Source organism: Pseudarthrobacter sp. alpha12b, from assembly GCF_054130495.1.
In genome coordinates, this window is sequence record NZ_CP196746.1 from 2,411,831 (window position 1) to 2,435,248 (window position 23,418).

Below are 23,418 nucleotides of genomic sequence, written 5' to 3' on the forward strand. Positions count from 1 at the left end.
AAAGTGCCCCGGTTCCGTCAGGGCAGGACGCAGGAAAGCAGAGAGCCCGACGGCGGGACTCGCCGTCGGGCTCTTTGCTGTGGGTTGGGAAGGGGGCTGGGTCAGCGGGTGCTGCCGGCCAGGAGCCCGCGGCGGCGCAGGAGGCGCTTCTCGATGGGGCCGAAAACCAGCAGCTCGATCAGGATGCCGACGCCGAGGATCAGCAGGATGGCGCCCATGACGATGGTCATGTCGGACAGGTCCCGGCCCTGGTCCAGCAGGGATCCCAGGCCGAAGCCGATGGTGCCGCCCACGGCGATGATTTCCGCCGCCATGAGTGAGCGCCAGGAGAAGGCCCACCCCTGCTTGAGGCCACTGAGGTAGCCCGGCAGTGCGGCCGGAAGAATCACCTGCAGCGCCATCTGGAGCCGCGATGCGCCAAGCACGGTACCCACCCGGCGGTACTGAGGCGGGATTTGGTCCACGCCGGAAATGAGTCCGTTGATGATGGACGGGATGGCGCCCATGAACACCACGAAATACACGGTGGCGTCGGTGAGGCCGAACCAGATGATGGCAGCCGGAACCCATGCCACGGACGGCAGCACCTGGAGGCCGGAGATCAGCGGCCCAAACGCGCGTCTCAGCGGCGCCACCTGGGCCAGCAGCAGGCCCACCGGGGTGGCAATGGCCACCGATATCAGGAAGCCCACCACCCCGCGCTGCAGTGAGGTCCACACCGATTCCTGGAACTTGCCTTCGCTCCACAGGACGCCCATCTGGGCCACCACGTCCAGCGGCCCGGGAACCAGGTCGCGCCGCTTCACGCCGAGTGACACATAGAACTGCCAGACGAGCACCAGCACCACCAGCGCAGCAACCGGGAGGAGGATGCGACTCCAGTCGATCCGGTACTTCCGGTCGGCGTCGGACTGCAGCGAGTCCAGCCCGGATTCAAGCTCCCGCAGGTCCTCCTTGCCGGTGGACGTGCGGGTCAAAGCGGCATGCACGGGTTCACGGGTTTCGGGTTCGGACGCAGCGCCGGATACCGCCCAGGGAGTGGCATCGGGCCTTCCGGAGCCGGACGCTTCGTCCGAAGGACGAAAGCCGTCCGGCGAAGGGGCGGGGGCGGCATCCGGCGCGGACGCGGACAACGACTTACTTGGCATGGCGGCGAATCTCCTCACGCAGCCGGGCGGTGATGACCCCGGTCAGCTGTCCGGCCAGGCCGGCGTCGGTTCGGTGGTCCTCGGTGACGGCCCATTCCTGGACCACGCGGCCGGGGCGGGAGGACAGCAGCAGGACGCGCTGGCCCAGCCGGACGGCCTCGCGGACGTTGTGGGTCACGAAGACGATGGTGCGCCCGGTTTCCTTCCAGATGCGTTCCAGCTCATCGTGCAGCAGGTCGCGGGTGATGGCATCCAGCGCGGCGAACGGCTCGTCCATGAGCAGCAGCTGCCGGTCCTGGGCCAGGGAACGGGCGAGCGAGACGCGCTGCCGCATGCCGCCGGAGAGCTCGTGGGGGCGTTTGTCCCCCGCCGAACCCAGGTGGACCAGTTCGAGCAGTTCCTGGGCCTTGATGCGGCGTTCGGCCTTGCCCACGCCGCGCAGCTTCAACGCGAGTTCGATGTTCTCCCGGGCGGTCAGCCACGGGAACAGGGCGGCGTCCTGGAACATGAAGGCGGCGCCGTCGCTGGGCACTTCCAGGGCGCCCGACGTCGGCGCTTCAAGTCCCGCGATGATGTTCAGGAGGGTGGATTTGCCGCAGCCCGAGGCACCAAGGAGGGCAACGAACTCGCCCTGCTTGATGTTGGCGTTGACGTCGTCCAGTACCGGGGCGCCGTCGCCGAAGCGCTTGCCCAGGTGTTCCAGTACGACTGGCATGGTGGCGTCCTTAGGTAGTGGTGGGGGTCAGTCCTGGCCGAGGCCGGCTGCCGAAATTTTGTCCGCGCCGGTGACCTCGTTGAGCGCGCTGAGGTCGAAGAGGCCGTTGATGTCGGCTTTCCTGGTGGTGCCCGCATCCACGCCGTCCTGCAGCAGCTTGGGGTAGCTGCCGGCCAGCGGGTCCAGCGTGAAGGTGATGTTCGCCAGCGACCGGGTAAGGACGTCGCCGGGCAGTGCTGCCCCGGCTGATTCCTGCAGGGCTGCATTGATCAGCGCGGCTTTCTGGTCGGCCGGTGCCGAGTTGAGCCATGCGACGGACCTTGCATGCCCGGCCAGCAGCGCCTTGACGGTGTCCGGGTGGGCTGCGGCGAACTTCTGGCTCACGATCAGCACGGTGGTGGGGAACTCCCCCGGTTTGCCGGTGCCGGCCCCGTCCCACAGGTCCTTTTCATCCACCAGCACCTTCGCCCCGGCGGTCAGTACCAGCCGTGACGCCCACGGCTCAGGCAACCACGCGCCGTCGAGCTTTCCGTCCTGGAACAGCTTCAGGGTCTGGGCGTTCTCCGTGGGGTTGATGGCGACGTCGCCGCTGCCGTCCACGTTGGTCTTGTAACCCTGTTTGGCGAGCCAGGAGCGGAGGGCCACGTCCTGCGTGCCGCCAAGCTGCGGCGTTGCCAGGGTCTTGCCTTTGAGGTCCGCGGCGGAGTTGATGCCGGGCTTAACCACCAGCTGAGCGCCGCCCGCCGCAGCCCCCGCAATCACGCGGACGGACTGGCCCTGGCTCTTGGCGAACGAGTTGATGGCGGGGTTGGGCCCGATGTACGCGGCGTCGATGGCGCCGGCGTTCAGGGCTTCGATCGCGGCCGGTCCGGCATTGAAGGTCTCGGTGCTGAGCCTGGTGCCGCCAAGGGCTTCGGCCAGGAACCCTTTTGTGACGCCCACCAGGGCCGGGGCGTGGGTGACGTTGCCGAAGTAGCCGAGTTTCAGTTCTGCAGCCGGGGTGGGCTCGGCGGCCTGGGCCTCAACGTTGCGGGAGATGTTGGAGGCCACAATGGCCCCGACGGCGATCAGCAGCACCAACCCGATGGCCAAGGCAGCTTCGACGGCGCGCTTGCGCGCAGGGGCTGCGCTTTCGCCTGCCACGATGCGGGTCATCCCGGGCTTGGAACTAGTCATTGTTTCACCATAGGGAGTGGCCCAGACCCGTTCAATGAAGCGGAAACGGGGGGTCACGCACGTTCATCCAGCGTCACATTTGGCCGCAATGCTGCCCGGCTTTGCAGATTCAGTTGCCTTTGACGTTGACCAACTGCCGTAGCTTGTGCCGTACCGTCACCAAGTCAGCGGCGTCCTGCATGACCTGGTCGATCGGCTTGTACGCGGCCGGGATTTCGTCGATGAAGGCCTCTGAGGCCCGGAACTCGATCCCGCGCATGGCCCGCTTCAGCTCCTCCAGCGTGAACGTCTTCCGGGCGGCGTTGCGCGAGTATTCACGGCCCGCCCCGTGCGGTGAGGAGTTCAGGGACGCCGGGTTGCCCCGGCCTTCCACCACGTACGACGCCGTTCCCATGGATCCGGGGATCAGTCCGGGATCGCCGTGGCCGGCTTTGATGGCCCCCTTGCGGGACACCCACACCGGCTTGCCGTAGTGGGTCTCCTGTTCGGTGAAGTTGTGGTGGCAGTTGATCCGTTCGCGTTCGTGGACCGGCCCTCCCACCCAGCGGCTGAACTGGGCGCTTACCCGGTCCATCATTTCCTCCCGGTTCAGCAGCGCGAAGTGCTGGGCCCAGCGCAACTCGGCGATGTACCGGTCGAACTGTGCCGTGCCCTCGTCAAGGTACGCGAGGTCCGGGTCCGGCAGGTAGACCTGGTTCTTCCGGCTGACGTGCCGGGCCACCCCGATGTGGTGCTGGGCGATCCTGTTGCCGATGCCCCGTGAGCCCGAATGCAGGAAGAGCCATACGCCGTCGTCCTCATCCGCCGAAACCTCGATGAAGTGGTTGCCGGAGCCCAGGGACCCCAGCTGGAGCTCCCACTTGGCCACGTACTGGGCCGGGTTGAACCCGGCCTTCGCCGCCCGCTGCTTCAGCTCGGCGATCCGGGGTTCGGCGGTGGCGAGTACCTTCTTGTTGTTGTTCCCGGCGGACAACGGGATGACCCGTTCGATGTCCTCACGGAGGCTCTTACGGTCCTTTGGCAGGTCTTTTACGGAGTACTGGGTGCGGACCGCGATCATGCCGCAGCCGATGTCCACTCCCACCGCGGCCGGAATGATGGTGCGGAGCGTGGGGATGACAGAACCCACGGTGGCGCCCTTGCCCAGATGCGCGTCCGGCATCAGCGCCAGGTGCGGATAGATGAACGGCAGCCCCGCCGTCATGACCGCCTGTTCGCGGGTCTTGTCGTCCAGAATGGACGCCCAGTTCAGGAGCTTCGGGCTGATGGTTTCCATGTTTAAAGCCTGCCCCGGGAAACGGTTCGGAAACAGCACAACCGCGGCTTGTTCGCAAAACCGGGCTTTGAATGCCAGGTCTCGCGAACGAGCCGCGGTTCCGCTGGGTGGCGGGTTTATGCGTTGGCGGTGAGCCGGTGGCGTGGTGCGCGGGCGGCGGCCCTGGTCAGCAGCAGGCGGCGCAGGTTGAACCAGCAGAACAGGGCGAGCCCCAGGTACAGGGAAAATTCCATCACTTCGCCGTATTCTGAGATGCCATAGTCCGGCGTCGGCCACACCAGCAGCCGGAAGAGACGGTACGCCGCGGACAGCCCGAAGGCCGGCACCAGGCAAAGCGGCGGCACCAGCAGGTGCGCGGGCCCAATGTTCTTCCAGCGCGTGCGGACCGCTGCCCAAGCGAGCGGGGCACACGCGCCGTAGAGGCTTGCCAGGAGCATCCCGGCAGGGACCAGTTCCTGCACGCCGCCAATGTTGTGCACGGTGGTCTCCCCTTGGCGGTTGACCGCTTCCATGGCCTCCGGCGTCTGCCAGCCAAAGATGCGCTGACCCCAGGAGATCTCCTCCCCTGCGAGGAACCAGACCCCGGCAGCCACCAGTCCATACAGCACAGCCAAGCCTCGGCGGCCACCCTTATACAGGCGCAGGGCCAGGATAGGCAGCAGGATTGCTGCACCCAGGAGGGACAGGAACTGGAGCCACTCAACCAGCGAGTCCTCGTCGAGGAGCCAGATGAAGAGCGGTGGGTGAAGAACCGTGGCCGCGGCTGCGGCTGCGATGCCGAACGGCAGCAGCGCGACCATCATTGCCCGGCGCGGGAGGATCCCCCACTCCCGGTCATCACGTGCCAGCCGCACGGCCGCCCTGGCGTACCACCGATGAAACATTGGCATCGTGCCCCCCAACGAAACCGGCCGGGGCCTGCAGTCCCGGCATTGGCAAAACAATGCCTGAGCTTCCCACGCCGCCAGCGGCTGGAGAAGGTTCGGTGGGAACCTTTGCGGTTAATGTGCGGGTTACCGCAACAAGACGAAATCGCCGGAAAGCTGCGGAGGAGCTAGATGCTGTAGCGCTCGTCCTCGTGGTCGCCCGGGTGGTCCTTGACCAGGCCTGCGGCCAGCGTGTTGCCGTCCAGGGGATCGATCACCAGGAAGGCCCCGGTGCGGCGGTGGTGCAGGTAGTTCTCCAGCGGCAGCGGCGCGGCGAGCCGGAGCTGCGCGTGGCCGATGTCGTTCAGTTCCAGGCTGGAGGCGCCCTCGAGCTTGAAGGTGGCGAGGTCCAGCTTGCCGGACACGCTGCGGACCATGGCCTGGACCGTGCGGGTGCCGTGCTTGACCAGCACCTTGGCGCCTTCGCGGAGCGGCTTCGGGGACAGCCAGCACAGCGCGGCGTACAGGTCTGCCGAGGCTTCGCGGACGGTGCCTGCGGCGGCGATGGTGTCACCGCGGGCGACGTCGAACTCGTCTGCCAGCCGGATGGCCACCGACTGCGGGGCGGCGGCTTCCTCCAGGGCAGCACCGGCAAAGTCGATGCCCACCACAGTGGTGGTCCGCGGCGACTGGCCGGGCGTCAGGACTGAGACCTGGTCCCCCACCTTCACGGAACCTTCGGTGATCTGGCCGGCGTAGGCGCGGTAGTCGCGGTAGGCCTCAACGTCCAGGCCAGCGGCGACGGCGTCGGGAGCCAGTGCGCCCTGCGGCCGGATGACCAACTGCACCGGGAAGCGGAAGCTTTCCAGGTGGCTTTCGAGCTCATCGGCGGCGGGCAGGGTTTCCAGAACTTCGAGCAGCGCGGGGCCGGTGTACCAGGGGGTGCGCTCCGAGCGCTCCACCACGTTGTCGCCGTCGAGCGCGGACACCGGGATCACCAGCAGGTCGGTAATGCCATCCGAACCCAGGCCCAGCTCGCGGCCCACCTGCTGAACGTCGGCTTCGATATCCCGGAACACGGACTCGCTGAAGTCCACCAGGTCGATCTTGTTCACGGCCACGATCACGTGCGCCACGCGCAGCAGCTGCAGCACGGACAGGTGCCGGCGGGTCTGCTCCAGGACACCCTTGCGGGCGTCAATGAGGACGACGACGGCATCCGCGGTGGACGCGCCGGTCACCGTGTTCTTGGTGTACTGCACGTGCCCGGGGCAGTCGGCCAGGATGAAGCTGCGCTGGTCGGTGGCGAAGTAACGGTAGGCCACGTCGATGGTGATGCCCTGTTCCCGCTCGGCGCGCAGGCCGTCGGTCAGCAGGGCCAGGTCGATTCCGCCCTTGTCGCCGCCGAAGCCGCGGTCGGCAGAGGTGCGGGCGACGGCGTCGAGCTGATCAGCCAGGATGGCCTTGGAATCGTGGAGGAGGCGGCCCACCAAAGTGGACTTGCCGTCGTCGACCGATCCTGCCGTGGCGAACCGGAAGAGCGTGGTGGGCAGGGCCGTTTCCAGGTCTGCCGGGAGAACTGCTTCGGTGGTCATTAGAAGTACCCGTCCTTCTTGCGGTCTTCCATGGCGGCCTCGGAGATGCGGTCATCTGCGCGGGTGGCGCCACGTTCGGTCAGGGTGGAGGCGGCGACTTCCACCACCACGTCGGACACGGTGTAGGCGTTGGATTCGACGGCGCCGGTGCAGGACATGTCCCCCACGGTCCGGTAGCGGACGGTCTTGGTGATGACTTCTTCATCGGGGCGCGGCTGGGAGACCTCGCCCACCGCGCGCCACATGCCATCGCGGGCAAATACCTCGCGCTCGTGGGCGTAGTACAGGCCGGGCAGCTCAATGTTCTCGCGCTCGATGTAGCGCCAGATGTCCAGCTCGGTCCAGTTGCTGATGGGGAACGCGCGGACGTGCTGGCCCACGGTGTGGCGGCCGTTGTAGAGGTTCCACAGTTCGGGGCGCTGGTTGCGCGGATCCCACTGGCCGAACTCGTCGCGCAGGCTCAGGATGCGCTCCTTGGCGCGGGCCTTGTCCTCGTCGCGGCGGCCGCCGCCAAAGACGGCGTCGAACTTGTTCTGCTGGATGGCGTCCAGCAGCGGGACGGTTTGCAGCGGGTTGCGGGTGCCATCGGCACGCTCAGCCAGTTCGCCGCGGTCGATGAACTCCTGCACGGAGCCCACCACCAGCTTCAGGCCAAGGCGTTCCACGGTGCGGTCGCGGAAGTCGATGACCTCGGGGAAGTTGTGGCCGGTGTCCACGTGCAGCACGGGGAACGGCACCTTCCCCGGCCAGAACGCCTTCGTGGCCAGGTGCAGCATCACCACGGAGTCCTTGCCGCCGGAGAACAGCAGCGCGGGCTTCTCGAACTCGGCAACAACCTCGCGGATGATGTGGATGGCCTCGGACTCCAGGGTGTCCAGGCTGGACAGGCGCGTGGATACGGCGGCGTCAGTCACCTGGGTCTCCTCGGTAAGTGAAGTGCTCATACGTGTAGCCCGCATTCTGTCTTGTCGGATCCTGCCCAGCGGCCGGCGCGGGGATCCTCGCCCGGCGCCACCTTCCGCGTGCAGGGCTGGCAGCCAATGGAGGGGTAGCCCTGGGAAAGCAGCGGGTTGACGGGCAGGAGGTTGTCATCGGAGTACTGGACCAGCTGGTCGAACGTCCAGGCGGCCATGGGGTTGACCTTGACCAGGCCGTTCTTCTCGTCCCAGGTGACCAGCGGAGTGTTGGTCCGGGTGGGGGCTTCATCGCGGCGGACACCAGTGAACCAGAGTTCGTAGCCAGCCAGGGTGCGCTGCAGCGGCGCCACCTTGCGGAGGGCGCAGCACTGGGCGGCGTCGCGGGCAAAGAGGTCCTTGCCCAGCAGCCGGTCCTGCTGCTCCACCGTGTTCTCGGGGAGCACGTCCACCACGTTGACGCGGAGGTTCGCGGCCACCTCGTCGCGCGTGGCGTAGGTTTCCGGGAAGTGGTAGCCGGTCTCCAGGAAGAGGACGTCGACGCCGGGCATCTGGTCCGCCACCAGGGCGGGCAGGACGGCGTCGGCCATGGAGCAGGCGACGGCGACGGAGGGGAGGTCGAAGTTGCGCTCCACCCAAGCGATCACGTCGCGGGCGGGGGCGTCCCAGCCGAGCTCGGCAGCGCCGGCTTCGGCCAGTGCCTTGAGCTCCTCGACGGGGCGCTTGGCGGGTGCGGGTGCGAGATGTTTTGCCATTACTGGAGTGCCTCCTCGTCTGCTGCGTGGGCCCATTCGGCGAAGGTCTGGCCTTCGACGCGGTCGGCCACGAACCGGCGGACAACCCGCTCCACGTAGTCGGGAAGGTCGTCCACGTAGACCTTGAGCCCGCGGACGGTGCGTCCCAGCCCTGCTTCCTCGCGGTCGTTCGAAGCCAGCCCGCCGCCCAGGTGGACCTGGAAACCCGGGGAGGGATCGCCGTCGGGCGTTGGCAGCATCATGCCCTTCAGGCCGATGTCCGCCGTCTGGATGCGGGCGCAGGAGTTGGGGCAGCCGTTGATGTGCAGTGACAATGCCTGCGGCAGCTGGCCCGAGCCGGCGAGGTCTGCCAGGCGGCGTTCCAGCTCGGCCACGGCGGTCGCGGCCGTGTACTTGGTCTCCACGATGGCCAGCTTGCAGTACTCGATGCCGGTGCAGGCGATGGTGCCGCGGCGGAACACGGACGGGCGGGCGGACAGGCCAAGGGCGTCCAGTTCGGCCACGAGGGGCTCCACCTGGTCCTTCTCGACGTCCAGCACCACGAGCTTCTGGTGCGGCGTGGTGCGCAGGCGCCGGGAACCGCGGGCCTCAAGGGTGTCCGCGAGCTTGACCAGCTGGGCACCGGACAGGCGGCCGGCCAGCGGGGTGGCGCCGATGAAGAACTTCCCGTCCTTCTGCTCGTGCACGCCCACGTGGTCACCGGGGGTGGCCGGCTTGGGGGCGGCGGGACCGTCGGCCAGCTTGTAGCCCAGGTATTCGTCCTCGAGGATCTGGCGGAACTTCTCCGGACCCCAGTCAGCCAGCAGGAACTTCAGGCGCGCCTTGGTACGCATGCGGCGGTAGCCGTAGTCACGGAAGATGCTGGTGACGCCAAGCCACACGTCCGCGGCCTGGTCGGGCTGCACGAAGGCGCCCAGCCGCTTGCCGAGCATCGGGTTGGTGGACAGCGCGCCGCCCACCCACAGGTCATAGCCCGCGCCGAGTTTGGGGTGCTCAATGCCTACGAAGGCGCAGTCGTTGATCTCGTGCACCACGTCCTGGCTGGGGTGGCCGGTGATGGCGGTCTTGTACTTGCGCGGCAGGTTGGACAGCAGCGGGTTGCCGATGAACCGCTCCCCCAGCTCCTCGATCAGCGGCGTGGGGTCGATGATCTCGTCCTTGGCGATGCCGGCCACCGGGGAGCCAAGGATGACGCGGGGAACGTCGCCGCAGGCCTCGGTGGTGGACAGGCCAACGCCTTCCAGCCGGTTCCAGATTTCGGGGATGTCCTCCACGCGGATCCAGTGCAGCTGGATGTTCTGGCGGTCAGTAAGGTCGGCGGAGTCGCGGGCGAAGTCCACGGAGATCTGGCCGATGACGCGGAGCTGCTCGGTGGTCAGGGCGCCACCGTCGATCCGCACGCGGAGCATGAAGTACTTGTCCTCGAGCTCGTGCGGCTCAAGGGTTGCGGTCTTGCCGCCGTCGATCCCGGGCTTGCGCTGGGTGTACAGGCCCCACCAGCGGAACCGGCCGTGCAGGTCCTGGCCGGGGATGGCGTCGAAGCCTTCCTTGGCGTAGATGGACTCGATACGCTCGCGGACGTTCAGGCCGTCGTCTTCCTGCTTCCAGGTTTCGTTGGCGTTCAGCGGCGTCTTGCCGTCCACCTTCCACTGCCCGTGCGGCTTCGCGGCGGGCCGGGACGGGCGTGCGGGGCGCTTTGGGGCGCCGGTGTCCGCGGACGCTCCGGCTAGAGCTGTATCAGTCATGCATCGACTGTAGGGCGACGCCGAATTGCGTCACAAAGGCCCGGAAACGCTAAGTCACCTAGGGAAATATTTCGTCACGAAACGCCGGAGGGCCTTGAAGAAGCCACCCTGCTGTGCATTTGTCGGAGCCTCCGCGGGGACCGCCGCAGCCGGTTCCCGGGGTGCTGCTGCGGGCGCTTTCACGGGCGCTTCATTCATCTTTGCGACGGCGGCGTCGTACCTGTCCAGCGCAATCTCCGCGAGTACCGGGGACGGCAGCAGGGGTTCGGTCACGACGTCGGCCCCCGCCTTGGCCAGCTGGTCGTGGAAGAAGCCCGGTGCCAGGAGGTACGAGGCAATCACCACACGGCCGCCGACGTCCACAGCCCCTGCGGACTCCCCCGCCCCGGCACCGCCTTCCAGTTCCTCACGAAGCATCGCGACGGCGTCGGGCACTGACGGCTTGGCCGAGGCACCATAGGCGGCCACCATCCGGTTGGACCGCAGCTCCCGCAGCTGGCCCAGCAGTTCCTCGACGCTGACGGCGGCGTTGGGGTTGGACGAGCCGGCAGCGGCCAGGACGATGACGTCGTTGTCGGTGACGCCGGCTTCGCGGAGCCGCTGATCCAGCAGTTTGGCGAGCCGCGGGTCCGGCCCGAGGGGCGCGGCAGCCGCACTGCCCGGGCGGCTCTTCACGGCACGCGCGATGTCGACTTTCACGTGATAGCCCACGCTGAGCAGCAAGGGCACCACGACGGCGGCCTCCCCCTCCGGCAGGCCCGCCACCACGTCCACCAGGTCCGGCTGTTGGACATCAACATAGGCCTCCCGGACATCAAGGCCCGGGCGGAGTTCGGCGATGGCGGCGCGCAGCGCGTTGACCTCCGCTGCCCCCTGTGTGTTGGACGTCCCATGGGCGCAGGCGATCATGATGGGGCTGTTCATAGGGGCTAGCGTAACGTTGGAGCCGCCCTGTCCGCCCTCTCTGAAATACCGGGACGCCACATGACATTCGCCTTTGACAACTCCCCGGTGTGGCTGGATCTGCTGGGCGTGTTCTTCTTTGCCGTCTCGGGCTCCCTGCTGGCCGCGCGGAAGGAAATCGACATTGTCGGGTCCCTCCTGCTGGCCTCCCTGGTGGGGCTGGGCGGCGGCGTCATCCGCGACATCATCCTTGGCGTGGTCCCGGCGGCCTTCACCAACCCGGCTTACCTCGCCCCGCCGCTGCTGGCCACAGTGCTGGTCTTCTTCCTGTTCTCCAGCGTGCAGCGTTACACGTCGCTGCTGATACTGTTCGATGCTGCCGGCCTGGCCCTGTTCTGCATGACCGGCACCCTGAAGGCCCTTGCCACGGGCCTGAATCCGGTGGCTTCAGTGCTGTTGGGTGTAACCACGGCGGTGGGCGGCGGGCTGCTGCGGGACATCACGGCCAATGAGGTTCCTGAGCTGTTCAACCCCAAGGATATTTACGCCTTGCCGGCATTCCTGGGTTCCTCGTTGACAGCGGTGCTGTGGGTACTCGGCGTGTTCAACGTGCTGACCGCAGCAGGGATTGCGGCGCTGGTTTTCACGTTCCGCGTCCTGGCCTGGCGGCGCTCCTGGCAGGCGCCGCTCGCCGTCCGCGGGTGGCACCGGCGGGCAAGCGATTCGGGGCTGTGACGTTGGTTTCCATGTCATTTTGGGAGCGCTGCGATTAGCTAGGATATGAGCATGACTGACATGTTCCTCGAGAAGTTCCGTGCGCTTGTTCCGAAGTATCTCGAGGATGAATGGCAGGAAGCTGACGGTCTGACCCCTGAGGAACTGGATAAGGCCCTCGCCGAGCACCAGTTCGAGATTCCCCTGGTCCTGCGTGAGTTCTACCTCGCCCTGGGCGGCTGCGAGGACCTGATGGAGGCCTACCACTACTTCTGGGACCCCGAAGAGCTCGAAGTCGATGACGAAGGCTTCCTCATGTTCCTTGAGGACGAAGAGGAAGCGTTCACCTGGGGCTTCCGCGTGGGCGACCTCAGCGTCCCCGATCCCATCGTGTACCGCCGCAACAATGCCCGCGGCCAGTGGAAGTCCGAGGAAGGCACCTTCTCCGAGTTCGTCTTCGACATGTTCGAGTGGGCGTTCGAGGACGAAGAGGAAGAGTAAGGGTTTCCCGCTTCCCTGGGCTGGCCTTGCCGCTTATGCGTCATTTATGAAGCCAACTGTTTACGGCTCCCCCGAGTTGGCAGGCGCCGCCCCCTGTGGATGACCTATAAGTTACGCATATCCGGGCGATCCGGCCGCGACCTTTTCCACACGAGCAGAACTGCCTGGACCTCCGTCACCATGACCTCTGGCCGGTGGACAACATCCTCGTAGTAGTAGCGCAACACCAGGTAGCCCCCAATGATGCTCTGGTTGTTGCGCCGCTGATCGCGTTTGATGGATTTCGGCTCGAAGTGGGTTGAGCCATCGGTCTCTACCACCAGGCATTCCTCGACTAGGAAGTCCACCTCTCCCACTCCGGCAATGTGGACATGCCGCCGAACCCGGAGTCCGGCACGTGCGAAGTGGACATTTGCGAGTACCTCAAGCACGGAGTCAGCCCGGGGAATCACCAGGTCCAGCACCGACCGGGCACGCCCGTTGCGGCGGCCCTGGCAACGTCCATAAAGGAAATCAAGCGAGATGTCTCCGCCGCCCACAGCGCACTGCACCATCACTAGCGCCTCCAACTCCGGCAGGCAGTGAAGCGCATGCAGAAGCACGTCCGCCAGCCCTACGACAGGCAGCCACCCGTGCCGCGGATGCTTGGGGCGCCCGTGGTCAGTGACCCCGGCAGTAGCGCATGGATGGCTCCGGCAGAGGTGCAAGGATGTGGGCTCCTTGAGCGTCCAGAGCTGGTATACAGGGGCCGCAGACAGGCAGGTGAGACGACCCCCGGCAGCCAGGGCCATCGTGGCCGGGCTGCCACCGGGCAGCGAGAAGACTCCGCGCCGCACCCGCACAACCACACCCAGCCTTACTGCCTGCCGCACGTGGGTTCGGGTGAACCCGACCTTTTCTAGCTCAAGGGAGCGGGCTGCTCCCCCATGCCTTCCCAAGTAGTCGCAGATGTCCACCCGTTTATCGTGGCTGCGCCTCGGCCAAGTCGGGGCTGCCGCCGCTCCTATGTGGATAAGTAACGGGAAGCTGCTGTCGCGCTTTGCGTGACTTTTGCGTTGCAGTCAACCGAGGTTCCGCACAAATACGGGACTGCGCCGTCCTCCCAAGGCCATAAGTAACGCATTTAGGGAAGGACGGCAGGCGGCGCCGTCAATGTGCCCCGGGACGGCAGGAGAGACACCTCAGAAAAATCTTTGACACCAGCAGTAACAACGGACTTGCGCATTGTGACAAAGCTGTCATAAGCTATTCACGGATCCGCTAAACGCCTCCGGCGGGTCTGATGCGAACGGAGAGATGGCCCCGGTTCACAGTAACTTCGGTTGCTGAGGACCGGGGCCGTCCCGTTAACGCTCCATCCCACCGATTGCTCCGCACATGCCGTTATGGCGCCTCAAAACGACAAGTACGGAGCACTCGATGAAAAGAAGAAGCCCGGCGCCGCCTGGATAAACCAGGGGAACCGGGCTCCAAACGAACTAAAATCAGCTGGCGCGGTCCACCACGGCCAGCGCGAAGTTGGACAGCGACTCCTTAACCACACCCGCGGGCAGCGGAGCCAGGGCTTCGATGGCCTCGTTGGCCCACTGGCGCGCAACAACCCAGGACTCGGCGGTGACAGGGTGCTCGCGCAGTCCGGCCACGGCGGCAGCCAGGGCTTCATCGGAGGACAGGTCGCCGTCGATCAACTTCAAAAGGTCGACCGCGGACTGGTCACCATCAGCGGCAGCCTTGCGCAGCAGCAGCACGGGCAGGGTGGGCACCCCTTCGCGCAGGTCGGTTCCCGGGGACTTGCCGGACTTCACCTTGACGCCGGTGACATCGATGACGTCGTCGGCGAGCTGGAAGGCCACACCCACCTTCTCGCCGTACTCCACCAGGACATCTTCGTAGGCCTCATCGGCGCCGGAGAAGATAGCACCGAACTGGCCGGAGGCAGCAACCAGCGAGCCGGTCTTGTCCGCAATCACGGACAGGTAGTGCTCCACCGGATCCTCGTCCGGCCGCGGTCCCACGGTCTCGTGCAGCTGGCCGAGGCACAGGCGCTCAAACGTGCGTGCCTGGATTCCCAGTGCACGGCCACCAAGCTCGGACACCAGGATGGAGGCGCGGGCAAAGATCAGGTCACCGGTGAGAACGGCTACGGAGTTGCCCCACACCTCGTGCGCCGTGGGGGCGCCGCGGCGGAAGGGGGCCGAGTCCATGACGTCGTCGTGGTACAGGGTTGCCAGGTGGGTCAGTTCAACCACGACGGCGGCCTGCACCACGGCGGGCAGCGAGGCATCACCTAGGTGTGCACACAGCAGGGTGAGCAGCGGGCGGATCCGCTTGCCGCCGGCTTCCACCAGGTGGCGCGACGTCGCGTCAGCCAGGGGATCCGAGTTGGCGATGGCCTCGCGGAGCTTCTTCTCCACCTTGGCCAGGTTGTTGGTGATGGCCGGCCCCAGTTCGGCGTCCCCCGCGATGGCCGCAAAGCCTGCCGGCAGCTGCAGTCCCGTGGCGATGGCGGTGGTGTTGAGGCTGGGTTCGGAGTCCGGCAGGCCGTGCCCGGCGTGCGTCCAGCTGTGGTCTGCGGATTTGGTCACGGGTTAACCCTAACTTTTTGATGCGGATACCGCTGGTTCGTAGCTGACTGGGTATTGGATGTGGCCGGAACCAGCGATTCCAGGACGCGGATCACCCGGTCCTCAAAGCCCTTCGCGGACGGGTCCGTGAGGTTGGCAAGGAGCCGGACCACGAACCGCATCAGCACCGGGATGGGCATGCCCGTCCGCAGCGCGAGTTTCATGACGGCCGGCTTACCGATCAGCGCGGCAAATGCCCGGCCAAGGGTGAAGTGCGATCCCCACTGGTCCCGCACATAATCCGCATACCGCGAAAGGTGCGCATCGGCGTCGTACGTCCCGCCCGCCGCCCATGAGCGCGAGGAGGCGTCGATGATGAACTCTGCGGCGAAACGCGCCGACTCCATCGCGTAGGAGATGCCCTCGCCGTTGAACGGCGAAACCATGCCGCCGGCGTCGCCCAGGAGCAGCAGCCCCGGTGAGTAGTGCGGGGTGCGGTTGAAGCCCATGGGCAGCGCGGCGCCGCGGATCTCGCCCACCTGGTTCTCGGGGGTGAAGCCCCAGTCAGAGGGCATGCCGGCGGTCCATTCGCGCAGGACCTGCTTGTAGTCGAGCTTGCCGAATTCCTTGGAGGAGTTCAGGATGCCCAGGCCCACGTTGGAGGTGCCGTCACCCACGCCAAACACCCAGCCGTAGCCGGGCAACAGCTTGCCGTCGCGGCCGGGCAGCTCCAGCCAGCCTTCCATCCAGTCGTCGTCGGTGCGCGGGGAGGTGAAGTAGGTGCGGACGGCGACGCCGAGTGGGCGGTCGTCGCGCTTTTGGATGCCGAGCGAGACGGCGGTGCGGGTGGAGTTGCCGTCGGCAGCGAGGACGACGTCGGCACTGAACTCGCTCGTCTGTCCCGTCTTGCGTCCGGACTCGTCAAGGAGCGCTGCGCGGGCCCCGGTGACGCGACCGTCGTCGTTTCGGATGGCTTCGGTGACGCTGTGCCGCTCGAGGATGGTGGCGCCGGCGGCCTGAGCGTGGCGGGCCAGTTCCTCGTCAAAGCCAAGCCTGGTGCGGATCAGCCCGTACTGCGGGAAGTCGGACACGTCGGGCCAGGGCAGTTCGATGGTGCGGCCGCCGGCGATCAGGCGCAGGCCCTTGTTCCGCCGCCAGCCGTCGTTCTCCGGGTGCGGGAGGCCGAGCTTCTGGATCTCGCGGACGGCGCGGGGGGTAAGCCCGTCACCGCACACCTTTTCGCGTGGAAACGACGTCTTCTCCAGCACCGTGACATCGAGGCCGGCTTTGGCGAGATAATACGCGGCGGTGGATCCGGCCGGACCCGCGCCGACAATCAGTACCTTCACAGGTCAGCGGACGATGTTGCGGCGCAGCTTGGCCACCGGGCCCTTGTGCGCGGCGATCGCGGCAGCAGCACCGTCCGCTGAGGAATCGGCCGGCTTGAACGCACGGTGGACGGCCACGATGCCGCCGGTGAGGTTGCGGTAGGTGACCTTCTCCCAGCCGCTTTCCTGCAGCCAGGCGGCCAGGTGGTCCTGGTCCGGCCAGGCACGGATGGATTCGGCGAGGTACACGTAGGCGTCCGGGTTGGAGGCGACCTTGACGGCGATGGCCGGCAGCGCCCGCATCAGGTATTCGGTGTACATGGTGCGCCAGAGCGGAACCACCGGCTGTGAGAACTCGGCAATGACCAGGCGTCCGCCGGGCTTGGTGACGCGCAGCATCTCCTGGAGCGCCTTTTTGGGCTCGTTCACATTGCGCAGGCCGAAGGAGATGGTGGTGGCGTCGAAGGTGTTGTCAGCGAACGGCAGGTTGGTGGCGTCACCGGCCACGAAGTTGATGTCCGGGCGGCGGCGCTTGCCTACCTTGAGCATGCCCAGGGAGAAGTCGCAGGCCACTACGTCTATGCCGGCATCGGCATATGGCTCGCTCGAGGTACCGGTTCCGGCGGCCAGATCCAGGACCCGCTGGCCTTTGGAGACTTCCATCGCGTCCACCACGATCTTCCGCCAGCGGCGGGTCTGCCCCATGGAGAGGACATCGTTGACGACGTCGTATTTCGGTGCGACGTCGTCAAACATCGTGGCTACTTCGTCCGGACGCTTATCCAAGGATGCTCGGTTCACCATGACATTGTCTCAAATGTTCCCGCGGGTGCCGACCAGCCATGCCCTGGCTCCTTTGGAGGGTGCCCGGGCGCCGGGAAGGCCCCGGCCTACGCGGGAGTAGTGTTGTCTCATCATGACGAGCACGTTCCGCACCTTGACAGTCCCCCTGGATGGCAAAGCGTTCCCCGGGGGGCTGCCTTCGTTTCTGGTCAGGGACGATGTCCTGTGCTGGACCCGCCGCGAGGCCGGTCTGGGCGGCTTCGGCGAGATTGCGCGTTTCACCGCCACCGGGCCGGACCGCTTCCTCGAGGCCGACATCTGGTGGCGGCACCTGGTCCTCGAAGCGGATGTCACCGACTCCGTGGCGCTGCCCGGCACCGGCCCAGTAGCCTTTGGCTCCTTCGCATTTTCCAAGGCCTCGTCCCACGAGTCCCGCCTGATCGTCCCGGAGATCGTGGTGGGCGTGCGGGACAACCGGGCGTGGCTCACGCAATTGACGTTCGACGACGGCCCACTCACCGAAGAGTCGGCCCTCGCCGCACTGGACCGCTGGCTCAGCGGTGCCTCCGCGGGTGCCCGGACAGGCGCGCCGGACGGTACGACGGCGGCAGCGGACTCCGCCGGGAACGCTCCCCTGGGTGCCGTGCCCGGCAAAGCCGGCGGCGCCGTCGTACGTCCCCTCCCCCTGGCCGCCGGCGCAACCCTGCATACCGGCTCCCTCAGTGAGGAAGCCTGGATGGACGCCGTGGCCGCCGGTGTTGCCGAGATCCGGACGGGAGCGCTGGAAAAGCTGGTGCTGGCGCGGGACGTGGTGGCAACCATTCCCTCCGGCGTACATGCCGCAGATGTATTGCGCGAACTCGCCGCAAGGTACCGGGAATGCTGGACCTACGGCGTGGACGGACTGGTGGGTGCCACACCCGAGATGCTGATCCAGGTGGAGGGCCGCACCGCCCAGGCCCGCGTGCTGGCCGGCACCCTGGACCGCCGCGACGCGCACGGCGAGGACGGCGCGCCCATGGATTACGCAACGCGCGTGCTGGCCGGGTCCGAGAAGCAGCGGCATGAGCATGAGATTGCCATCCAGTCGCTGACCAAGCAGTTGGCGCCGTTTTCGGAGGCCATGAATGCGCACGATGAGCCCTTCATCCTGGAACTGCCCAACGTGTGGCACCTGGCCTCTGACGTCAAGGCGGAACTGACTGAGGTGGAAGGCCATGTGCCCACCTGCCTGGCCCTGATCAACGCGCTGCACCCCACGGCGGCTGTCTGCGGAACCCCCACGCTGGTGGCGGGCGACCTGATCCGGAAGCTTGAGCACCTTGACCGCGGCCCCTACGCCGGGCCGGTGGGATGGCTGGACGCGGCCGGTAACGGCGAGTGGGGCATCGCCCTGCGCGGCGCGGTCATCGAGACCCCGGAAACGGTTCGGCTGTATGCCGGCTGCGGCATAGTGGACGGCTCCCAGCCGGAGGCGGAGCTGGCAGAGACGTGGGCCAAATTCCGGCCAATGCTGGAGTCCCTGGGCATCAACAGCTGACGCCGCGGGGCAAGGGGTCTGGGATGACAGACACGCGCCGCTCTGGAAGGCTTGATTTTGTCCCCGGTTCAGTTATCCAATAGTGAAACTTAGTTGCGTGTGACGTACCTCTCTTGTTGAGCGTTACACTATAAGCCGCGTTAGTACCTCATAGCCCCTGCAACAAAAGGTAAGAAATGCAGACTCCCCGTACCCTCCTGGGCACTTCCAAGCTGACCGCTGCCACTATGATCGCCATCAGCGCTTTGGCCCTCTCAGCATGCACCAACGCCTCGGAAACGGGTCCCTCCAGCGCGGCCACCTCCTCGGGCAGCGCCAGCGCCAGCTTTGACCCCTCGACGGTCAAGAAGGACGATGCCCTGGCCGCCATGGTGCCGGACGCTATTAAGTCCAAGGGCACCATCACGGTTGGTTCCGATACCAGCTACGCCCCGGCCGAATTCCTCGGTACGGACGGCCAGACTCCTGTCGGCTACGACGTGGACATCGCCAAGGCCATCGGCGCCACCCTGGGCCTCAAGGTCCAGGTCCAGACCGCAGAGTTCACCGGCATCCTCCCGGCCCTCGGTCCCAAGTACGATCTGGGCATCTCCTCGTTCACCATCAACCCCGAGCGACTGGGCGCAGTGAACATGGTCAGCTACTTCAACGCAGGCACCGCATGGGCCGTCAAGAAGGGCAACCCCAACAAGTTCTCCCTGGACGACGTCTGCGGCAAGTCCATTGGCGTGCAGACCGGCACCGTCCAGGAAGACCCGGATCTTGCGGACCGCAACAAGAAGTGCGCCGCCGACGGCAAGAAGCCCATTGACATCGTTACCCTCAAGAACCAGACGGATGTCACCACCCGCCTGGTAAACGGCAGCATCGACGCCATGGCCGCGGACTCCCCCATCATCGGCTACGCCCTGACCCAGACCAACGGCCAGCTGGAGAAGCTGGGCGACGTCTACGACTCTGCTCCGCAGGGCATCGCCGTGGCAAAGGGCGACACCGCCTGGGCCGAGGTGATCCAGAAGACCGTCACCAAGCTGATGGCAGACGGCTCCTACAAGAAGATCCTGGACGGCTGGGGCAACTCCGAGGGCGCCATCACCAAGTCCGAGGTCAACCCGGCGGTCAAGTCTTGAGTTTTCGCGTTACCGACGACACGTCAGGTGTGCACATGGACGGCCAGCAAAAGGACGGCGCACCGGTACTGAACAAAGCCGTACCGGTACGCCATCCCGGCCGGTGGATCAGCGCCTTCATCATCCTGGCGCTGGTGGTTCTGTTCCTGCAGAGCCTGTTTACCAACCCCAACTTCCGCTGGGACGTGGTAGGCACCTACATCCTGGACGTGAAGGTGGTCCAGGGCGTGGGCTGGACCCTCTTGCTGACGGTCACCTCCATGGTGCTGGCCATCGTCCTGGCGATCCTCCTGGCGTTCATGCGCCAGTCGGACAACCCGGTCTTCCGCTGGTCCAGCTGGGTGTGGGTGTGGTTCTTCCGTGGAACGCCTGTCTATACCCAGCTGGTGTTGTGGGGCCTGATCTCGGTCCTGTATCCCAAGATCAGCGCCGGCGTTCCGTTCGGGCCTGAGCTTTTCAGCCTGGACACTGCCGCAGTCATCAATGCCACTGTTGCCGCCATCCTGGGCCTCGGCCTGAACGAATCGGCCTACCTCGCGGAGATCTTCCGCGCGGGCCTCAAGTCCGTGGACCGCGGGCAGATGGAGGCGGCCGAGGCACTGGGCATGGGCAAGACCAAGATCATGTGGCGGATCATCCTGCCGCAGGCCATGCGCGTCATTGTTCCGCCCACCGGTAACGAGACCATCGGCATGCTGAAGACCACCTCGCTGGTCCTGGCAGTTCCGTTTACGCTGGACCTGACGTTTGCCACCAACGCCCTGGCCAACCGAACCTACCTCCCGGTTCCCCTGCTGATCGTGGCCGCCATCTGGTACCTGGTGATCACCAGCATCCTCATGGTGGGACAGCACTACATCGAGGCGTACTACGGCAAGGGCGTGGATAATCTCGCCCCGGCGGGCAAGCCAGTGGCCAAGTCCGCCCGCGTGGCCCTGAGCCAGGACGGCGGCCGGTCGATAGAGACGGACTTCCCCGAGGAGAGTGCACGATGACGGTCACAGCAGAAAAGCCGCTGGTCAAGATCGAGGGCCTGCACAAGTTCTACGGGCACCACCATGTGCTCCGGGGCATCGATATGACGGTCAAGCAAGGCGAGGTGTCGGTGGTGATCGGACCTTCGGGGTCCGGCAAGTCCACCATGCTCCGCTGCGTGAACCTCCTGGAGTCCATCAGCGCCGGGCGGATCTCCGTGGGCGGCCAGCTGATCGGCTACCGCGAGGTCAACGGCAAGCTCCACGACCTCAAGACCAAGGAAATCGCTGCCCAGCGCCGTGAAATCGGCATGGTGTTCCAGCGGTTCAACCTGTTCCCCCACAAGACCGCCCTCCAGAACGTCATGGAAGCGCCGGTGCACGTCAAGGGCCAGTCCAAGGCTGCCGCCCAGAAGCGGGCACTGGAGCTGCTGGACCGGGTGGGCCTGGCGGACCGTTCCGGCCACTACCCGTCCCAGCTCTCGGGTGGGCAGCAGCAGCGCGTTGCCATTGCCCGGGCCCTGGCCATGGAGCCGGAGCTCATGCTCTTTGATGAGCCCACCTCCGCACTGGACCCCGAGCTGGTTGGTGACGTGCTGAACGTGATGAAGGACCTCGCAAAGTCGGGCATGACCATGATCGTGGTGACCCACGAGATCGGCTTCGCCCGCGAGGTGGGCGACACGCTGACCTTCATGGACGGCGGCGTGGTGGTGGAATCGGGCGATCCCCGCGAGATCATCGCCAACCCGCAGCATGCGCGCACCAAGGAGTTCCTGGGCCGCGTGCTCTGACGCTCCTCCGTTTTCGCGACTCAGATTCCCTGGCGTAGCCGATATTTCGGCAGCGCCAGGGAATTTTTGCGTCGCGGGGTAATGTGCGCGTCGGCAGCTACTGCCCGGCGAGCACGCTCTCGACGGCGGCGGAAACGGCCTCTTTGATGCGCGCGTGGAGCTGCCGCAGCGACCGGCGGTCCGTGCGCACCTCCACGATGCTGCGCCCCTGCACGGGTTGGGCCAGCGCTTCGGCGAGTCCCGCCGTCGTACTTACCAGTGAATGTCCGACGCCGTACGCGGCGGCGAGTGCCGCGATGTCCACCGAGTGCGGGGTACCGAAGAGGCGTTCGACGGTGTCTCCGTAGCGGCCGCCCTCCTCCACTCCCCCATGCTCCAGCAGCCCAAAGATGGCGCCGCCGGAATCGTTCAGGACCACGATCCGCAGGTCCGGCTGCTCCTCCCCCGTGCCGAGGAGGAGGCCCCCGGCATCGTGGAGGAAGGTCACGTCACCCAGGAAGACGGTGGTCTCCTGCCTGCCGCCCAGGGCGATGCCGGTGGCGGTGGAAATGGTGCCGTCGATGCCGGCCAGGCCGCGGTTTGCGTACACGGTGGCCGCGGGATCGGCGGCGGGAAGTCCGGCGAGGTCAACGTCCCGGATGCCGTTGGAGGATCCGAGCAGCAGTTGGCCACGCGAGTGCCTCCAGACCAGCGAGGCCACCGAGGGGCCGGTGGCGGCGGCATCGGCGGACACCACCTGGTCCAGCGCATGCTGCGCGGCCGAGCCGGCCAGGAGCCACGTGTCCAGCCAGGTGGAGCTGCCGCGGCCGGCGAAATCGGCGAGGTCCGCGAGGTTTTCCAGCGGCAGTTCGGTGCGGCGCCCGGGCTCGTACCAAGCGACCGGAACCGGCTGGTACAGGGCTGATTCAACATCCGCGCGGGCCAGGAGCGCGGCCACAGGGCGGGACAGCGTGGGCCTGCCGAACAGCACCACGCGCTCGATGGGCTGTGCCGAACCGGGCCCGAAGTGCTCCAGCAGCAGCCGGTAGGGGCCCACGGCGTTGGGGCCAAACCGGGAGTTGGAAGAGGGCTCGGCCAGCAGGGGGAGGTTGTGGGCGCGGGCAAACGCCTCGGCGACGGGCCCGGCGTCGTGCCCGGCGAGCACCACCGTGCGCCGCTCGGGCAGGTCATCCGGGGCGGGCGGCAGGTTCATGACCAGCGGCTCGAAGCCCACCCGGTAGCGCTGCCGCTCCACCACTTCCGGCAACCCTTCGTTGGGTGAAGGGACCAGGGGGTCCCGGAACGCGAGGTTGAGCTGCACCGGGCCCGGCGGCAGGTTCGGGAACGCTCCGGTGGCCGCGGAAAGTCCGGTTCGAATTGCCCGCCCGGGGTTGCTCCCGGCGGGAATGTCAGCGGCGAACCGGACGTGCTCGCCAAAGAGGTCCGGCTGGACGGTGGTCTGGTTGGCCCCGGTCCCGCGCAGCTCATCGGGCCGGTCCGCCGACAGGACGATCAGCGGGACAGCGGCGTGGTTGGCCTCCATCACGGCGGGCATCAGGTTTCCGACGGCGGTCCCGGACGTGGTGAGGACGGCTGCGGGCGAGCCCGTGGACAGGGCAAGGCCCAGGGCGGTGAACCCGGCCGACCGCTCGTCGATCCGGACCAGCAGGTCTACCCGGCCTGCGGCGCAAGCCTCGGCCAGGGCGTACGCCATGGGGGCCGACCGTGAACCCGGCGACACCACCACGTGCCGCACGCCGCCGTCGAGCAGGACATCGACGGCGATCCGTGCCGCAGCAAGCGCGCTCAGCTCAGGCACTTCCAACTCGGGGGCGTTCGGGGCAGATTCGTTCGGCAAAGTCACCCAACCAGTCTCCCATCCCCCGACGCCCCATCACCTCCCGCACCAAAACACCCGACGCCCCATCACCTCCCGCACCAAAACACCCCACGCCCCATCACCTCCCGCCGCTGTGGACCGGAAGGTGATGGGGCGTCACCGGAAAACTTACGGAAGG

At 66.6% G+C, this 23,418-nt stretch carries 21 protein-coding genes; 6 read left to right on the plus strand and 15 right to left on the minus strand.

The window, feature by feature from the left end; genetic code table 11:
- Positions 1-101: 101 nt before the first annotated feature.
- The 10 genes from ACTAQI_RS11095 to ACTAQI_RS11140 all read right to left on the minus strand — a co-directional run bounded on the left by ACTAQI_RS11095 (position 102) and on the right by ACTAQI_RS11140 (position 11,114).
- Positions 102-1,148 carry an ABC transporter permease gene (locus ACTAQI_RS11095; protein ID WP_457945875.1) on the minus strand — a complete coding sequence of 349 codons (1,047 nt, stop codon included), beginning with the start codon at positions 1,146-1,148 and terminating at the stop codon, positions 102-104.
- Positions 1,138-1,863 carry an ABC transporter ATP-binding protein gene (locus ACTAQI_RS11100; RefSeq protein WP_457945876.1) on the minus strand — a complete coding sequence of 242 codons (726 nt, stop codon included), beginning with the start codon at positions 1,861-1,863 and terminating at the stop codon, positions 1,138-1,140. The genes ACTAQI_RS11095 and ACTAQI_RS11100 overlap by 11 nt, the downstream gene beginning before the upstream one ends.
- Positions 1,864-1,890: 27 nt before the next feature.
- Positions 1,891-3,018 (minus strand): ABC transporter substrate-binding protein, encoded by a 1,128-nt coding sequence (locus ACTAQI_RS11105; protein WP_457951038.1) that lies wholly within the window; start codon positions 3,016-3,018, stop codon positions 1,891-1,893.
- Between the two features lie 130 nt (positions 3,019-3,148).
- The gene (locus tag ACTAQI_RS11110; protein ID WP_457945877.1) at positions 3,149-4,315 is read right to left on the minus strand and encodes an RtcB family protein; all 1,167 of its coding nucleotides are present in this window, start codon (positions 4,313-4,315) and stop codon (positions 3,149-3,151) included.
- A gap of 116 nt (positions 4,316-4,431) precedes the next feature.
- The gene (locus ACTAQI_RS11115) at positions 4,432-5,205 is read right to left on the minus strand and encodes a hypothetical protein (protein ID WP_457945879.1); all 774 of its coding nucleotides are present in this window, start codon (positions 5,203-5,205) and stop codon (positions 4,432-4,434) included.
- Between the two features lie 164 nt (positions 5,206-5,369).
- The gene (locus tag ACTAQI_RS11120; RefSeq protein WP_457945880.1) at positions 5,370-6,776 is read right to left on the minus strand and encodes a sulfate adenylyltransferase subunit 1; all 1,407 of its coding nucleotides are present in this window, start codon (positions 6,774-6,776) and stop codon (positions 5,370-5,372) included.
- Positions 6,776-7,720, minus strand: a complete 945-nt coding sequence (gene cysD / locus ACTAQI_RS11125) for a sulfate adenylyltransferase subunit CysD (RefSeq protein ID WP_457945881.1) — start codon at positions 7,718-7,720, stop codon at positions 6,776-6,778. Before cysD ends, ACTAQI_RS11120 begins: the two co-directional genes overlap by 1 nt.
- Complete coding sequence (locus tag ACTAQI_RS11130) at positions 7,717-8,445, minus strand: phosphoadenylyl-sulfate reductase (RefSeq protein WP_457945883.1); 729 nt, start codon at positions 8,443-8,445, stop codon at positions 7,717-7,719. The genes cysD and ACTAQI_RS11130 overlap by 4 nt, the downstream gene beginning before the upstream one ends.
- On the minus strand, positions 8,445-10,190 hold the full coding sequence (locus tag ACTAQI_RS11135; protein WP_457945884.1) for a nitrite/sulfite reductase: 1,746 nt from the start codon (positions 10,188-10,190) through the stop codon (positions 8,445-8,447). Before ACTAQI_RS11135 ends, ACTAQI_RS11130 begins: the two co-directional genes overlap by 1 nt.
- A 54-nt stretch (positions 10,191-10,244) precedes the next feature.
- Positions 10,245-11,114 (minus strand): sirohydrochlorin chelatase, encoded by an 870-nt coding sequence (locus tag ACTAQI_RS11140; RefSeq protein ID WP_457945886.1) that lies wholly within the window; start codon positions 11,112-11,114, stop codon positions 10,245-10,247.
- Positions 11,115-11,174: 60 nt separating this feature from the next.
- Here ACTAQI_RS11140 and ACTAQI_RS11145 point away from each other — a divergent pair, with 60 nt between their 5' ends.
- Both ACTAQI_RS11145 and ACTAQI_RS11150 read left to right on the plus strand, forming a co-directional pair.
- A complete protein-coding gene (locus ACTAQI_RS11145) occupies positions 11,175-11,828 on the plus strand; it encodes a trimeric intracellular cation channel family protein (protein ID WP_457945887.1) in 654 nt (217 codons plus the stop codon).
- Between the two features lie 51 nt (positions 11,829-11,879).
- Entirely contained in the window at positions 11,880-12,308 is a 429-nt protein-coding gene (locus ACTAQI_RS11150) for a hypothetical protein (protein WP_159631150.1), read from the plus strand.
- A 104-nt stretch (positions 12,309-12,412) separates the two neighbouring features.
- Here the strand turns inward: ACTAQI_RS11150 and ACTAQI_RS11155 are convergent, their stop codons facing one another.
- The 4 genes from ACTAQI_RS11155 to ACTAQI_RS11170 all read right to left on the minus strand — a co-directional run bounded on the left by ACTAQI_RS11155 (position 12,413) and on the right by ACTAQI_RS11170 (position 17,001).
- Positions 12,413-12,862 (minus strand): endonuclease domain-containing protein, encoded by a 450-nt coding sequence (locus ACTAQI_RS11155; protein ID WP_457945889.1) that lies wholly within the window; start codon positions 12,860-12,862, stop codon positions 12,413-12,415.
- A 930-nt stretch (positions 12,863-13,792) separates the two neighbouring features.
- A complete protein-coding gene (locus ACTAQI_RS11160; RefSeq protein WP_457945890.1) occupies positions 13,793-14,893 on the minus strand; it encodes a polyprenyl synthetase family protein in 1,101 nt (366 codons plus the stop codon).
- Complete coding sequence (locus tag ACTAQI_RS11165; RefSeq protein WP_457945891.1) at positions 14,890-16,221, minus strand: geranylgeranyl reductase family protein; 1,332 nt, start codon at positions 16,219-16,221, stop codon at positions 14,890-14,892. Before ACTAQI_RS11165 ends, ACTAQI_RS11160 begins: the two co-directional genes overlap by 4 nt.
- Positions 16,222-16,224: 3 nt before the next feature.
- Positions 16,225-17,001, minus strand: a complete 777-nt coding sequence (locus tag ACTAQI_RS11170; protein ID WP_457951039.1) for a demethylmenaquinone methyltransferase — start codon at positions 16,999-17,001, stop codon at positions 16,225-16,227.
- A gap of 115 nt (positions 17,002-17,116) precedes the next feature.
- Between ACTAQI_RS11170 and ACTAQI_RS11175 the strand changes: the two genes are divergently transcribed.
- The 4 genes from ACTAQI_RS11175 to ACTAQI_RS11190 all read left to right on the plus strand — a co-directional run bounded on the left by ACTAQI_RS11175 (position 17,117) and on the right by ACTAQI_RS11190 (position 21,421).
- Positions 17,117-18,523 carry an isochorismate synthase gene (locus tag ACTAQI_RS11175; RefSeq protein ID WP_457945892.1) on the plus strand — a complete coding sequence of 469 codons (1,407 nt, stop codon included), beginning with the start codon at positions 17,117-17,119 and terminating at the stop codon, positions 18,521-18,523.
- Between the two features lie 176 nt (positions 18,524-18,699).
- Positions 18,700-19,653, plus strand: coding sequence for an ABC transporter substrate-binding protein (locus ACTAQI_RS11180; RefSeq protein WP_457945893.1), 954 nt, complete (start codon positions 18,700-18,702; stop codon positions 19,651-19,653).
- Between the two features lie 35 nt (positions 19,654-19,688).
- Entirely contained in the window at positions 19,689-20,648 is a 960-nt protein-coding gene (locus tag ACTAQI_RS11185) for an amino acid ABC transporter permease (RefSeq protein ID WP_457945894.1), read from the plus strand.
- Positions 20,645-21,421 (plus strand): amino acid ABC transporter ATP-binding protein, encoded by a 777-nt coding sequence (locus ACTAQI_RS11190; RefSeq protein ID WP_457945895.1) that lies wholly within the window; start codon positions 20,645-20,647, stop codon positions 21,419-21,421. The genes ACTAQI_RS11185 and ACTAQI_RS11190 overlap by 4 nt, the downstream gene beginning before the upstream one ends.
- 97 nt (positions 21,422-21,518) lie before the next feature.
- Here ACTAQI_RS11190 and menD read toward each other — a convergent pair whose 3' ends face one another.
- Complete coding sequence (gene menD, locus ACTAQI_RS11195) at positions 21,519-23,258, minus strand: 2-succinyl-5-enolpyruvyl-6-hydroxy-3-cyclohexene-1-carboxylic-acid synthase (protein ID WP_457951040.1); 1,740 nt, start codon at positions 23,256-23,258, stop codon at positions 21,519-21,521.
- Between the last annotated feature and the right edge of the window lie 160 nt (positions 23,259-23,418).

What these genes read in the sequence shown, in the direction of transcription:
- ACTAQI_RS11095 (WP_457945875.1), bottom strand. Translation starts at nt 1,148, where the DNA reads ATGCCAAGTAAGTCGTTGTCCGCGTCCGCGCCGGATGCCGCCCCCGCC.
- ACTAQI_RS11100 (WP_457945876.1), bottom strand. Translation starts at nt 1,863, where the DNA reads ATGCCAGTCGTACTGGAACACCTGGGCAAGCGCTTCGGCGACGGCGCC.
- ACTAQI_RS11105 (WP_457951038.1), bottom strand. Translation starts at nt 3,018, where the DNA reads ATGACCCGCATCGTGGCAGGCGAAAGCGCAGCCCCTGCGCGCAAGCGC.
- ACTAQI_RS11110 (WP_457945877.1), bottom strand. Translation starts at nt 4,315, where the DNA reads ATGGAAACCATCAGCCCGAAGCTCCTGAACTGGGCGTCCATTCTGGAC.
- ACTAQI_RS11115 (WP_457945879.1), bottom strand. Translation starts at nt 5,205, where the DNA reads ATGCCAATGTTTCATCGGTGGTACGCCAGGGCGGCCGTGCGGCTGGCA.
- ACTAQI_RS11120 (WP_457945880.1), bottom strand. Translation starts at nt 6,776, where the DNA reads ATGACCACCGAAGCAGTTCTCCCGGCAGACCTGGAAACGGCCCTGCCC.
- cysD (WP_457945881.1), bottom strand. Translation starts at nt 7,720, where the DNA reads ATGAGCACTTCACTTACCGAGGAGACCCAGGTGACTGACGCCGCCGTA.
- ACTAQI_RS11130 (WP_457945883.1), bottom strand. Translation starts at nt 8,445, where the DNA reads ATGGCAAAACATCTCGCACCCGCACCCGCCAAGCGCCCCGTCGAGGAG.
- ACTAQI_RS11135 (WP_457945884.1), bottom strand. Translation starts at nt 10,190, where the DNA reads ATGACTGATACAGCTCTAGCCGGAGCGTCCGCGGACACCGGCGCCCCA.
- ACTAQI_RS11140 (WP_457945886.1), bottom strand. Translation starts at nt 11,114, where the DNA reads ATGAACAGCCCCATCATGATCGCCTGCGCCCATGGGACGTCCAACACA.
- ACTAQI_RS11145 (WP_457945887.1), top strand. Translation starts at nt 11,175, where the DNA reads ATGACATTCGCCTTTGACAACTCCCCGGTGTGGCTGGATCTGCTGGGC.
- ACTAQI_RS11150 (WP_159631150.1), top strand. Translation starts at nt 11,880, where the DNA reads ATGACTGACATGTTCCTCGAGAAGTTCCGTGCGCTTGTTCCGAAGTAT.
- ACTAQI_RS11155 (WP_457945889.1), bottom strand. Translation starts at nt 12,862, where the DNA reads ATGGTGCAGTGCGCTGTGGGCGGCGGAGACATCTCGCTTGATTTCCTT.
- ACTAQI_RS11175 (WP_457945892.1), top strand. Translation starts at nt 17,117, where the DNA reads ATGACGAGCACGTTCCGCACCTTGACAGTCCCCCTGGATGGCAAAGCG.
- ACTAQI_RS11180 (WP_457945893.1), top strand. Translation starts at nt 18,700, where the DNA reads ATGCAGACTCCCCGTACCCTCCTGGGCACTTCCAAGCTGACCGCTGCC.
- ACTAQI_RS11185 (WP_457945894.1), top strand. Translation starts at nt 19,689, where the DNA reads ATGGACGGCCAGCAAAAGGACGGCGCACCGGTACTGAACAAAGCCGTA.
- ACTAQI_RS11190 (WP_457945895.1), top strand. Translation starts at nt 20,645, where the DNA reads ATGACGGTCACAGCAGAAAAGCCGCTGGTCAAGATCGAGGGCCTGCAC.